12 protein-coding genes and 1 pseudogene are annotated in these 11,715 nt (G+C 66.1%); 5 read left to right on the forward strand and 8 right to left on the reverse strand.

Annotated elements, in window-relative coordinates; translation table 11 throughout:
- The 8 genes and pseudogenes from ACIRRA_RS44500 to ACIRRA_RS44535 all read right to left on the reverse strand — a co-directional run.
- The coding region (locus ACIRRA_RS44500) for a transposase (RefSeq protein ID WP_402781717.1) at positions 1 to 671 on the reverse strand (671 nt) is incomplete at its 3' end.
- 235 nt (positions 672 to 906) lie between these two features.
- The gene (locus ACIRRA_RS44505; RefSeq protein WP_402781720.1) at positions 907 to 2,427 is read right to left on the reverse strand and encodes an NF041680 family putative transposase; all 1,521 of its coding nucleotides are present in this window, start codon (positions 2,425 to 2,427) and stop codon (positions 907 to 909) included.
- A 92-nt stretch (positions 2,428 to 2,519) separates the two neighbouring features.
- On the reverse strand, positions 2,520 to 3,542 hold the full coding sequence (locus ACIRRA_RS44510) for an IS5 family transposase (protein WP_402781722.1): 1,023 nt from the start codon (positions 3,540 to 3,542) through the stop codon (positions 2,520 to 2,522).
- A gap of 12 nt (positions 3,543 to 3,554) precedes the next feature.
- Complete coding sequence (locus ACIRRA_RS44515) at positions 3,555 to 4,100, reverse strand: hypothetical protein (RefSeq protein WP_402781724.1); 546 nt, start codon at positions 4,098 to 4,100, stop codon at positions 3,555 to 3,557.
- 207 nt (positions 4,101 to 4,307) lie between these two features.
- Positions 4,308 to 4,784: a hypothetical protein gene (locus ACIRRA_RS44520; RefSeq protein WP_402781726.1), complete on the reverse strand. Its 477-nt coding sequence runs from the start codon at positions 4,782 to 4,784 to the stop codon at positions 4,308 to 4,310.
- Positions 4,785 to 4,881: 97 nt separating this feature from the next.
- Positions 4,882 to 5,379, reverse strand: coding sequence for a hypothetical protein (locus ACIRRA_RS44525; RefSeq protein WP_402781728.1), 498 nt, complete (start codon positions 5,377 to 5,379; stop codon positions 4,882 to 4,884).
- Positions 5,380 to 5,768: 389 nt separating this feature from the next.
- Positions 5,769 to 6,284, reverse strand: coding sequence for an integrase core domain-containing protein (locus tag ACIRRA_RS44530; RefSeq protein WP_402781730.1), 516 nt, complete (start codon positions 6,282 to 6,284; stop codon positions 5,769 to 5,771).
- Positions 6,223 to 6,438: pseudogene (locus tag ACIRRA_RS44535) on the reverse strand (transposase); the annotation flags it as partial. The gene ACIRRA_RS44530 and the pseudogene ACIRRA_RS44535, both read right to left, overlap by 62 nt.
- Before the next feature lie 97 nt (positions 6,439 to 6,535).
- Here ACIRRA_RS44535 and ACIRRA_RS44540 point away from each other — a divergent pair.
- The 5 genes from ACIRRA_RS44540 to ACIRRA_RS44560 all read left to right on the forward strand — a co-directional run bounded on the left by ACIRRA_RS44540 (position 6,536) and on the right by ACIRRA_RS44560 (position 11,408).
- Positions 6,536 to 6,847, forward strand: a complete 312-nt coding sequence (locus ACIRRA_RS44540; RefSeq protein ID WP_402781732.1) for a hypothetical protein — start codon at positions 6,536 to 6,538, stop codon at positions 6,845 to 6,847.
- Positions 6,826 to 7,296: a hypothetical protein gene (locus tag ACIRRA_RS44545; RefSeq protein ID WP_402781735.1), complete on the forward strand. Its 471-nt coding sequence runs from the start codon at positions 6,826 to 6,828 to the stop codon at positions 7,294 to 7,296. Before ACIRRA_RS44540 ends, ACIRRA_RS44545 begins: the two co-directional genes overlap by 22 nt.
- Complete coding sequence (locus ACIRRA_RS44550; protein WP_402781737.1) at positions 7,293 to 7,850, forward strand: TetR/AcrR family transcriptional regulator; 558 nt, start codon at positions 7,293 to 7,295, stop codon at positions 7,848 to 7,850. The genes ACIRRA_RS44545 and ACIRRA_RS44550 overlap by 4 nt, the downstream gene beginning before the upstream one ends.
- Before the next feature lie 77 nt (positions 7,851 to 7,927).
- Positions 7,928 to 10,036 (forward strand): WD40 repeat domain-containing protein, encoded by a 2,109-nt coding sequence (locus tag ACIRRA_RS44555; RefSeq protein WP_402781739.1) that lies wholly within the window; start codon positions 7,928 to 7,930, stop codon positions 10,034 to 10,036.
- Between the two features lie 253 nt (positions 10,037 to 10,289).
- A complete protein-coding gene (locus ACIRRA_RS44560; RefSeq protein WP_402781741.1) occupies positions 10,290 to 11,408 on the forward strand; it encodes a hypothetical protein in 1,119 nt (372 codons plus the stop codon).
- The last annotated feature ends 307 nt before the right edge of the window (positions 11,409 to 11,715 follow it).

The raw sequence follows: 11,715 nt of genomic DNA on the forward strand, positions 1-11,715 counted from the left end.
ATCAACGTGGAACCACGCTCGGTGACCAGCTGCCGCAACTCGGTGTCCGCGGCCCTGGTCTTGCGGTCGATGGTTTCCAGATCCTCGATCAGCTCCACGACCAAACGCCGCCGGATCCGGGCAGCCGCATCGCCGGGCGTGATCGTGGCGATCAGGTCACGGGCTTGGCGAGCCGACAGAAACGTCTTGGCGCCACCGGGAACCAACTCCAGCAGCAGCCGGTGCAGCCGGCACAGGGTTTCGGTGCGGGCACGACCGAGTTCGTCACGGCGGTCGGCGAGCATGCCCAGGGCGATCAGTTCCGGATCGGCTTCGACCCGACGCAGATTCGGTGCGTGCGAGGCGGCCAGGGCGACCGAGTGAGCATCGACGGGGTCGGTTTTGCGGCCGTTGCCGGTGGCGAACACCCGTACCTGGGCCGACAGTTTCGCGGGCACGTCGATCACGGTCTCGCCGTCGTGGACCAGCCGGTGCGCCAGGTGGCGGCCGATGCCGTTGCAGCCCTCGATGGCCCAAACCCGGTCAGTGAACTGCTTGCCCGCAGACAGCATTTCGTTATATCCGGCGGTGTCGGTGCCGTACCGGCCGCCGGCCAGGATCCTTCCGGTGCTGTCGATGATTTCGATGGTGGCCGAGCGTTTGTGCGGATCCATCCCGATGATGACGGTCATCGCCGGTTCCTCCCGTGGTCGGCATCGTGGTGTCCGTGCGGGAGGGCACCGCTAGTTCGAGCCGGGGCAGGCCCCTCTTCAGCCACTCCCTGCACGGCACCCGGTGGGAGGCAAGCCAATAGAGAGCCACACCAATCCAGACGGTGGGCAGCCAAATATAGGGAGCATCCCACCGGGCACCTGGATCAGATCCAGGCCGGGATCCGATCCTGACACCAGTCTCTAAGCTTGAAATTTAACCTCTGGCTGGTGTTTGCGCTGTTCGGCGGGGTTTGGTGCCTTTCTGGTGGTGTGCGGGGCGGGTGTATGTCTGGCCGGTGACCAGGACGAGTCCGACGTCGTAGCGAGTGGCGTGGTGGCGGTTCTTCACCCCGGGCGGACGTCCTGGGCCAGGACGGGAAGGTTTTGGTGCACTGGCGGGAGATCCCGTCTTCGCGCGGATGTGACGAAACCCTCGTCGCACCCGGGCGGGTGTAAGGCGGTGCGGTGCAACGGGTTTCTCCCACGGCAACCGCAGATCGGCGGCCAGGGCCCGGGACAGCCGTAGCTGGGTGTATGCGGTGAGGATCAGCCAGGTCCAGCGGTCGGCCGAGTCGGGGTCACGCACCTGCGGTCGGGTCCAGCCCAGTGTCTGCTTCCACATTCGGAAGGTATGTTCGATATCGAAGCGCCGCAGAAACATTCGCCAACATCGATCGACGTCACCGATGGTTGTGTCGGTGCCCGACCACCACAGCCACACGGGTTTGTTCACTCCGCCGCTGGGTAGTTGCTCGACCGTCAGCCGGATCACCGTGCCTTCAAGGATCGGCATCGGGCCGACCCAGTCCGCCCACGCCGACCGGCGTTGCAACCTCGGGTGCAGCCGGTTCCACGCGACGACGGTCGCTGCCCCGTAACGCCTTGTGTCCGTATGTGTTGCGATATCTTCGGTACCCCAGCTGGCCGGGTCTTTGAATACGAACTCACCGCCATGACGAGCGGGTCGACCGCCCTCGGGCGGGTGGAGATATTCCGGAGCCGGGCGGCGGAACACCCGATCCGAGCGCAACCGCACCAGGATCTGTATCGGCAGGTCGGACAGCAGGTAGGCCAGGCGAGGGCCGTCGTAGCCGGCGTCGAGTACGAATAGCATGTCCGGGTCGTTCTCGCGCCACTGCCCGGCGTCGATGAGCCGGCCAACGAGGTCACGGATCTGGGAGGCGGTCACGGCGAGAATGTCCACACCGGGACCCAGCCGTTGCGCGTCCAGCGGCGCGGTCCAGGAACTGCGGCCGGTCTCGAGCGCGGCAATGATCGAGTACGGCCACCCCGGAATCATCTGATGCTCATTGCGGCCACGCCCGTAGGTGTGGCAGAACGACCGGTCCGGGCAGGTCGCGCCATCCGGCCGCAACCACGGTGACACATCGACCGCCAGCACCAGACGCCCGTCCGCCGCCCGCGGCAACCGCACACCCGCTAAAGCTGTTCGCAGACAGGCGATCTCGACCCGTCCATGGTTCACCGCATCATACAGCGCTCCATGTCCGCGGCGATGCTCGCCCACCAACGACAACCCGACCATCGACCGGACCGGCCCGTCGGCGCACAGCACCGCCTCACACAATTCGAACAACACATCCCCACGCCGGGTCAGGCAGTCGTAGAACCCCTGCCGGAACGCCACCAACTCCCCGAACGAGCCCCCGTGCCCGCCATCGGCCATACTTATCACCGCAGCCCTTGTATGAAATTGCCTGTGTCGCAACAGCAATCATCAGACAAGGGCTGCTCGCATGATCAACCGGGGTCACACCAGCGGCCGCGGAGGTTAAATTTCAAGCTAAGTGCCCGTGTACGAACTGATCATTTAGCGCGGGCGAGGCGGCGCCGCATCAGGATGATCATGGCCCACTGGACCATGGCTTCGTGGTGTTCGGGCAGGCGTTCGTAGTCACGAACACAGCGGCGGTGCTGGAAGATCCAGGCCAGCGTGCGCTCGACCACCCACCTGCGTGGGATGACTTCGAAACCAGTGGCGGCGTCACTGCGTTTGACGATCTCGATGGTGTAGCCGAGTGTGTGTTTGGCCCAGGTCACGAGTTTTCCGGCGTAGGCGCCGTCAGCCCAGATCAGGACGATTTTCTCGAACCAGTCCCGCAGCAGGGTCAGGGCGGTGCGAGCACCGTCGCGGTCTTGGACGCTGGCGGCGGTAACGACCACGACCAGCAGCAGTCCGATCGAGTCCACCAGGACGTGGCGCTTGCGACCTGCCACTTTCTTGCCCGCGTCCCACCCACGGCTGGCCGAACCGACGGTTTCGGCGGCCCTCACCGATTGCGAGTCGATGACCGCCACGGTGGGCTCGGTGGCACGCCCCTGGGCCAAGCGCACTCGTTCGCGTAGATCGTTGTGGACCGCGAGGGTGAATCCGGCGCGGTTCCAGCGGGTGAAGATAGCATGGACTGTGCGCCAGGGGATTTCGTAGTCTGTAGGCAGGTTTCGCCACTTGATTCCATTATCGACGACGTAACAGATGGCATCGATCACGCAGCGACGGCAGTACTTTTCCGGGTGACCGCCCCCGCCATCGAGCCAGCTTGGCCACGGCAGCAGCGGTGCGAGCACCGCCCATTCGGCGTCGGTGGCATCACAGGTATAGCGGCGTTGCCTGGGCGGGCGATCGGTGCCGTGCCCGAATCGGCATGCCACACAGGCACAACAGGTTTCGGTGATCGGGCTGCCAGCGATGATGTTTGCGGAGTAGAACGACATGGCGGGACCTAGTGGAATGGCAAAACGGGGTGTGGTAATTCCGAGTGCTACCACCGGGTCCCGCTCCGCAGGGCCATTGCCGCATCGACTGTCGGCAAAAGCCCTGATTGACACACAGAAAAGGTGTCAATCACCCACTACGTCAGCCTCATTGGCGATCATGAACTTCCCCGAGGGCTGTTGATCGGCCCAACCTCGCGCGACCAGACGCTTCAACTTCGACCGCAGTCCTTCCACCTTCGCTCGATCGGTGGTCGCTATCCCCAACTCGGCGGCGATCTGCCCGGCCCGCAGCCCATCGGCGGCCTCGGCCAGCACCTCCAGGATCTCGCCGTAGTCTTCCGGCAGCACCGCGGCCGGGTCCATCCCCGCCACCCGCTGCGGCACCAGCAACGCCCCGATCAGCCTGCCCGCACCAGGACCTGACTGCGACACAACAGTTTTCGTATCGCCATCAGAATCAGCTCCAGCCGTCCGCGCGTCCTGATCATCGACTTCGGCCCGCTCGTCGAGGATCTCGTCCATCGTTTCGCGTGTGATCTGAAACCTCGACAATCGCTGCTCGGCCGCCTCGAGCTGTTCGCTCAGCTCGGCGATCTGCCGACGCAGCTCCTCGACCTGCTCCGCGGTCGCGGCCTCACGCCGGTCCAACTCCTCACGCCAGGACCCCATCGCTGCCTCCGCCGCACCGACCCCCGATCCGACGATAGGCCGTCGTCCACCGCCACGATTCAAAACCACCGAGCCGCTGAACGATCAGTTCGTACACGGGCACTAACTAGCCGCATACCGCGCTGACCGAACCGGCCAGCGCGAGGCGCCGGCGCCCGGAACCTGGTACGGCGCAGAACATCCGCTACTGCCGAGTTGAGGGCGTTCCTAATCTGCCCACTCCAGGTTGAGGAACTCGTGGCTGTGTGCTGCGGCCAGGGCCTGCAGATACGGTTTCGAGGTGTTCACCAGACGACGTCGCTGCCCCGGTGTCAACGTGACCTCCCGGATCGGGCTGGCCTGACTCAGGTTGATCGTCAACTCGACCCGATGGGTGCCAGGCAACACCGAGATCTCGACGGTTCTCCCTCGGCGCAGTTTCGCGACCTCATAGCCGTCAACCACGACACCGTAGGCGGTGTAGCGGGTTTGCCACCCACCCGCCGCCCGGTGCACGACAATCGTTGCCCGCTCCTGGGCGAGCAGGGCAGGGTCAGCCGCCGAGTAGATCAACGACCGCTTGATGACTCGCCCGGGACCGAGCATCACCCTGGGCTCCGGACCGGTTTGGGAAGGCCCGAACGCCTGTCCGCCGTCGACGCAGGAACCTGCCTCCGCACCATGAACCACCTCGATAAACGCCATACGGTCGAACTATGAGTACTCCGTGACCGATTCGATCGTCGGCATTACATCACGCGGGCATGACGCATCAAATGTACTTGGATTCGAGGACGTGCCTTCAGAGGAAGGCCTCAAGGGCCTTTTCGCAAAACGCGACATCGACTGCGCCATCGGGGATCAATCTGTCCGCCTCCGTCAACAGAGCCTCCGCCCGATCTGCCACATCCGTATCCACGAAATGGTCGAGCTCGAAACAAGCCATGCCCTCCCAGATCAGCTCCTCTGCGCGATCTCGAGGGTCGTGCTCGCTGATGTGCAGCCAGATGCCGTCCAGGCGGACCGTTGCCGTGAACTCATCGACAAGCCCGAGACGCCAAGATCGTCCGACCAACCCGCAGACCGCACTCCAGAAACCCAGCGACGGCAGATCACGCATGTCCCGTCTCGATTGCACCCGAAGATTCTGCACAGCATCGTCGACGGCTGGACTCCAGACCGACGGCATGCCGGCCAGTGCGAGCGCGGCCGGCCAATCACCGCCCAGCGCGACGACAGGCTTGGCGAGAGTCACCCAATCCGCATTGTCGAAACAGATACCGAACTCAGAATCGGTCAACGAATTAACCACTTGCGCCAACCCAGCCCTCACCACCCGCAGGACGGTATCAGCACGACAACGTCCGACCCGGGATCAGGGCAAGTTCGAGACCGCCTACATCGAGATCAACCGGTCGCACCCATTCAAGATCCCCGAACGAACTCATCCGCCGCGGAGCGGGCGGTTCGAACCGGCCTACGCGCCACTCGGAAGGTCAACGGGCCGAGATCATCTCTGCCCGCCCGACGTCCTGCATTGCCAATCACGGGGAGCGTGACTGTCGGTCGGCCTGCATAGGATGCGTCCGTGAGTGATCAGCTATTGGCCGAGGCCCATCGTTTCTTGGAGTGGGAGCGCAGACAAGGTGCGCAGTTGGATGGCAATCCCCTCGAAGTGTGGAGGCTCCTTTATGCGGCCTCGTCTCGTGACAGGGCTGCTGCGAAGGCCGCTCGGACGGCGGCCATGTCGGTTTCGTAGTTGATCGGCGACATTCCGCCGCAGAGGCTGTGGCGGCGGATGGGGTTGTAGAAGCCGGTGATCCAGGTGACGATCCGCAACGCGGCCTCGGCGCGGGTGCGGAAACGGTGCCGGTGCACGAATTCGACCTTCAGGGTGGAGTTGAACGATTCGGCCGGTGAGTTGTCCAAGGCCGATGCGACCCGTCCCATCGACTGCACCACCCCGAGATGCCGGCACAAGACGTTCGTGGCCGCGGCGGTGTATTCGCCGCCGCGGTCGGAGTGGAAGATCACCCCGTCGATCGCCTCGAATCCACCCCGCGTGGTTGCAGCCATTTTCAGTGCGGCACAAGCCAACTCGCTTGAGCACATCACGCTCCATCGCCAGCTCGGCGTTCTCCCGCCGCAACCGCAACAGCTCGGCCCGCTCAGACTCGCTGAGCCGGTCACCGGCACCGCCTTCACGCTGCTGCCGATCCCGGGCCACCCACGTGGTCAGCGTGCCCTCGTTCACCCCCAACTCACGAGCGACCTGCGCGACCGGCCGCCCGGTCTCGCGCACGATCCGGACCGCTCCCTCACGGAACTCCGCATCGAACTTGCGTCTCTTCTCCGCCATCTGGCCTTTCCTTTATGGTCCGGCCTCCACGATATGAGGGGAAACGCAGGATGGCACTGACGAGAGCGTGTTTTTCCTCCAAGGCATGGTCTCGTCCATGGCGAAGATCGAGGACCCTCCCAGGGAGCGAGCGGTGAGGTTGCTCGGCTATTCGGTGTATCTGGCAGATCTTCTGGCTCAGAGATGTTCAGGTGTCCGAGTTGTCGTAGAAGGGGAAGGGATGCGCATGGACGACGTCCTGGCCGTCCACGAAGACGGCCGGATTGCGTTCACGCTGAACTGGATCTACAACTGCCTCGATGATCCCGAAGCCGACAACCTTCCGTACAAGTATGCTGGCACGCTTCGGACGTTCGACGATCATGAGCGTGCCCAGAAGATCTACTCATGGCTCAGCGGCGAGTCCTGATCGCGCAGTCGCATTACGTCGAACGCACTATTCTGCCGCATACCGCGCTGACCGAACCGGCCAACGTGGGGCATCGGAAGATCAACTGGCCGTGCCGATCCGAGGCCGGCGGAACGTCCGCTACTGCCGAATATCGGATGTTGGAACAAGTGGGGGATTTCTCGTCCGAGTGTGGTTCACCGGCCGGTTCAGCCTTGCCGGATTGCGATACAGAACAGTACAGTACACCCATGCGAGCACTCACCTTTGCCGGCCGAGACCAGCTCGAATGGCGCGACATCGCAGACCCGGTGGTCACGGGCAGCGGCGAGGCCGTGGTCCGACCCCTGGCCGTAGCCACCTGCGACCTGGACATCGAGATCATCCGCCGCCGCACGCCGTTCGAGCCACCGTTCGTCCTCGGCCACGAAACCGCGCACGACTACACCAAGTTGGTGTTCACGCCATGACCCCACGCGAGCGGGTCCTGGCAACCGCCTCGAAACTCTTCTACCGCGAAGGTATTCGCGCCGTCGGCGTCGACCGCATCGCCGCCGAGGCCAACGTCAGCAAGATGACCCTCTACCGTCATTTCCCCACCAAAGACGACCTGGTCGTCGCGGTCCTGGAAGCACGCGACGAGCCCGCACAAGCCATGCTGGCCGCCGCGACCGCGACAGGCACCGCCCGCGACCGCCTCCTCGGCGGCTTCACCCTGCTGGAAACCTGGTTCACCAGTAAAGGATTCCGCGGTTGTCCGTTCATGAACGCCAGCCTGGAACTCGCCGACCCCGGCCATCCCGCACGCGCCGTCGCGGAAAGGCACAAAACCGCCACCAGCGACCAATTTCGTGTCCTGGCCCACGACGCCGGAATCGCCGACCCGAACGGCCTTGCCGATCAACTGGCCATCCTGTTCGACGGAGCCATCGCGCAAGCCCAAATGCGGGACTGCAGACTCGTCGCTCGCGCCGCCCTGGCCGCGGCGACCACCCTCGTCGACGCTGCCCTCGGGCAGCGGTGAATCCGGGCCGCCGCCGACGCGGCGCGGCTCACGCGGACGAACTTCTGACCGCCCGTTGACCTTGGAAGGTGCCACCGGTGATAGAACCCCACTCGCCATACGACGCCGTATCCGGCCCCGCCGCAGCCACGGCGGCTCCCCGCGCGGACCTCTCCGCGTGGCGGCCGGCCTGGGCCTCCGGTCCGCACCGGGTCCCCCGCTGGGACGCGATCCGGGTCCGCGGCGGCGGGGTCGCCGCGGTCGCCGGGGTGGTGCTCGACGGCCGGTCATGCGCGGTGGTCGGCGACGTCGACGGGCGCCTGCGGATCTGGGACCTGGCCGGGGGCCGGGAGGTACGCAAGCCGGTCAAGGCGCACAGGGGCGTCGTCTATACGGTGGCGACACTGGTGCTCGATGGGGAACTCCGCATCGTCACCGGCGGTGCGGACGGGCTGCTGAAGATCTGGGATCCGTCGACCGGGAAGAGCGTAGGCGGGCCGCTGTCCGGGCACTCGGGCGCGGTGCGGGCGGTGGTCGCCGTGACCGTGGACGGGCACGAGCGCCTTGTCTCGTCGAGTGAGGACCGGACGGTCCGCGTGTGGGACCCCCGCACCGGCCAGCCGGTCGGCGGGCCGGTGCTCGGCCACGAGGGCCAGGTGCGGCAGCTCGTGGTACAGCGCTTCGGCGACCGCGAGTGTGTGGTCTCCGGAGCGACCGACGGGATGATCACCGTGTGGGACGTCGCCGCGGGCGCGCCGGCTTTCGCTCCGCTCACCGGGTGCGGCTGGATCTCCGAGTTGGCGACGACCGTGATCGACGGGCGGGTGTGCGCGGTGACCGGTGATGGGATCGGGGTGCGGGTGCGGGACCTGATAGGCGGGGAACCGGTCGGCGAGGGCTTGGTCGGGCATCGCGCGATCGTCGACGCGGTGGCCGCGGTCACCATCCTCGGGCGCCCCTACGCGGTGACCGGGAGCCGGGATCAGACGGTGCGCCTGTGGGACCTCGAGGCCGGTGAGCAGGTCGGCGCGGCTTTCACCGGGTACCGCGTCGGGGTGTGCGCGCTGAGCGTGGTCGAGTTCGACGGCCGGCCGTGCGTCATCAGCGGCGGGGCCTTCGTGTACGGCTATTCGGGCGTTGACGGCGAACTGCTGGTCTGGGACCTGGCCGACGCAGTGGAGAACCGGTCCGCAGCCCCGCTCCCGTCAAGGCACGAGGACTGGGTGGGGTCGATCGACCGCACCGTGGTCGCCGGGCGCGACTGCGTGGTGACGGCGGGCGGTGACGGCACGATCCGGCTGTGGGATCTCGAGTCCGGTGCACAGGTCGGCACGCCGCTGGCCGGCGGGGCTTCGGTGTACGGGCTGGCGGCGGTCACGCTCGATGGGCGTCCCTGCGCCGTGAGCCTGCACCACGATCGCGAGCACTCGCTCCGCGTGTGGGACCTCGCTCAGGGGACGGAGATCAGCCGGTTCCCGACCGGTGACCAGGCGGGTCAGCGGTTGGCCCTGACGGTGGTGGAACTCGACGGCCGGTTGTGCGTGGCGACGAGCGGTGCCCACGAGGACGAACCTGACGATGATGACGACGATGATGACGATGACTACGACCACGACGACTGCGCCGAGACCGTCCGCCTGTGGGACCTGCGCACCGGTGAGCAGATCGGCGCCCCCCTCACCGGCGGCTACGGTGCGATCGTCGCGCTGACGACGATCCAGCTCCACGGCCGTACCCACCTGATCGCGGGTACGGCCGACAATGAGTGCGAGACGACGGGCGCGGTCGTGATCTGGGATCTCGGCGGGGGCGGCCTCCGGGGTGCGGAGATCAGCTGCGAGGACGTCGAAGTGGCAGCCGTCGAGTCCGCAATGGTCGGCGGTCGCCCGCATGTGGTCGCCGGGTACGAGGACGGGAGCGTGCAGGTCTGGGACCTGACGACGGCGGCGCGCGCCGCCGAGCTGACCGGCCAGGAACCGATCACCGCCGTGGCCTGCGGCGACGTCGGCGGGCGCGGCCTCGTCGTCGCCGGCGACGAGGGCGGACGGATCCGGATGTGGGATCTCGCGTCGGGCCGGGACGTGGTCGGCACCCACCGCGTTCAGGGACCCGTCAACGCGCTGAGCTTGTCGCCGGACGGTCGCTTGGTCGCTGCCTTTGGCAATGATGTCGCGGTGCTGGTTCCCGAACTGGGATCGGACGGTTGATCTCGAGGGTGGGGCGGCGTGACGGTAGGCGCGGGCCGCGCCTCCAACGCGCTGTCATGCCGCATAGCGCGCTGACGGAACCGGCCAGCGCGGACCGGAAGATACACGGGCAGAGCGCCGTACGGCCGCCGGCAGTGCGCGCTGATGCCGCTTACGGGGCGCTTCGGACCGGCCGAGCCGCGGCTGGCTGAACGCACCATAGGGCTCGGGTGTACACCTGTCAGCTGTCGGTCGGCGACGCTAGCCTGCGCTCATGATCGATGAGGACAAGTGGGTCGTTCCGAAACGCTGGCTGGCCAAGGCCGAGCCGTTTCGCGGGGTAACCGGTCACCGCCCGATCGAGCCTGCGCCCACCGCGCCGTTGACGCGGGTAGTCGAGCGACAGCGGGAGCGGATCAAGGGATTGCTCGCCAACACGCGCCATGAGGGGAACGACGAACTCGCCGATGCCGGGCTGTTGTGGCTGGATTACCTCGATTCACACGGTCGGGCAGAGCCTTCCGCGCTGGGCGCAGCAACGGTAGCCAGGATCCTTACCGACGACCAGAACAGCTGTTGCTCCTCGATGGTCGAACACGGCCGGCACGTCCGCGAGGAACTCGCGGCTCCCATGGTCGACGGCTGGGTTTCCGCACGTGGGCTCGGGTTCGCCGTCGATGTTCTCACGCAGGCCGGGCGATTGGTGGTGGAACGGCGTCACCAGGACCCTGTCGGTTGGACGCCGTGGCGTCGGGAAAGCTACTACCGGTGGTACGACGCTCTGTCCTGTCGACCGCAGGACGAGCCCTGGTGGGGCATGCATTCCGAGGCTGCTCGGCTGATACGAGCTCGTCTGGCTGTGGCGTCGCACGAGGAGTACGCCGAGGCGGTGCAGCGGGTCGAGGCGCTACGGAACACGGGTTCAATGGCGGCCCGCATGCTGTCGTCGTACCTGCTGCCGGAACGACAGGACTGGCTCGAGGCAGACCTGGCCGACGAGAAGGCCGCCGACCAATACTCATGGCCGCTGGACCTGCTGGTCACGTCAGCGACGACCGCCGCGCAGCTGGATCGCATCGGGCACTTGAAGGGCCGTGCGCCGATAGACACGCACACGCTGTATCCCGACAAGGCACCGATATTCAACGTGGTATGCCAGGTCGGTCCGGCCGCAGCGCCCACGGTGGCCCTGCTACTCGATACCTGTCGCACCTCGAAGGACAGAGCCTTCGTCGCCGGCATCCTCTCTCAGCTACCGTCCGATGACGCCTTCCGTGCCCTGCTGCAGCGGTCGCACTTGGCGCCCGTGGCGGTGGCGCTGAAAAAGGCCACCGCCCGGTATCCGCGTCGTGCACAGCGTTTGACTGCCCCCGCCGCTGTAGGCGCGGTGTAGCGTTGACCAGTCCGGTGGGAGGACTGCGTCTTCACGGTCGCTCAGTGGGAGATCATTGACGCCGCCGTCGATGCCATGGATGACCCAGACCTGGTCGACAACGTTGAGCAGTATGTCGGGAACGCTGGCGAGGCCAAGACCGCGGGCAAGGACATCGTCGCTTTCTGGGGTGAATAAGCAACGCCTAACTCGCTAGCTCGAACGCACTACATTGCCGCATACCGCGCTGACCGAACCGGCCAACGCGACCCCTCCGAATGCATGTGGGACTGTCGTTTTGGGGTACACCCCAGCACCACACTCCGAC

Origin of the sequence: Nocardia sp. NPDC101769 (assembly GCF_044766925.1) — a bacterium.
Classification (GTDB): domain Bacteria; phylum Actinomycetota; class Actinomycetes; order Mycobacteriales; family Mycobacteriaceae; genus Nocardia.

Bases quoted from the DNA above. Each gene is read 5' to 3' on its own strand.
- ACIRRA_RS44520 (WP_402781726.1), bottom strand. From the start codon at position 4,784: ATGGCGTTTATCGAGGTGGTTCATGGTGCGGAGGCAGGTTCCTGCGTC.
- ACIRRA_RS44545 (WP_402781735.1), top strand. From the start codon at position 6,826: ATGGCTCAGCGGCGAGTCCTGATCGCGCAGTCGCATTACGTCGAACGC.
- ACIRRA_RS44560 (WP_402781741.1), top strand. From the start codon at position 10,290: ATGATCGATGAGGACAAGTGGGTCGTTCCGAAACGCTGGCTGGCCAAG.
- ACIRRA_RS44550 (WP_402781737.1), top strand. From the start codon at position 7,293: ATGACCCCACGCGAGCGGGTCCTGGCAACCGCCTCGAAACTCTTCTAC.
- ACIRRA_RS44540 (WP_402781732.1), top strand. From the start codon at position 6,536: ATGGCGAAGATCGAGGACCCTCCCAGGGAGCGAGCGGTGAGGTTGCTC.
- ACIRRA_RS44515 (WP_402781724.1), bottom strand. From the start codon at position 4,100: ATGGGGTCCTGGCGTGAGGAGTTGGACCGGCGTGAGGCCGCGACCGCG.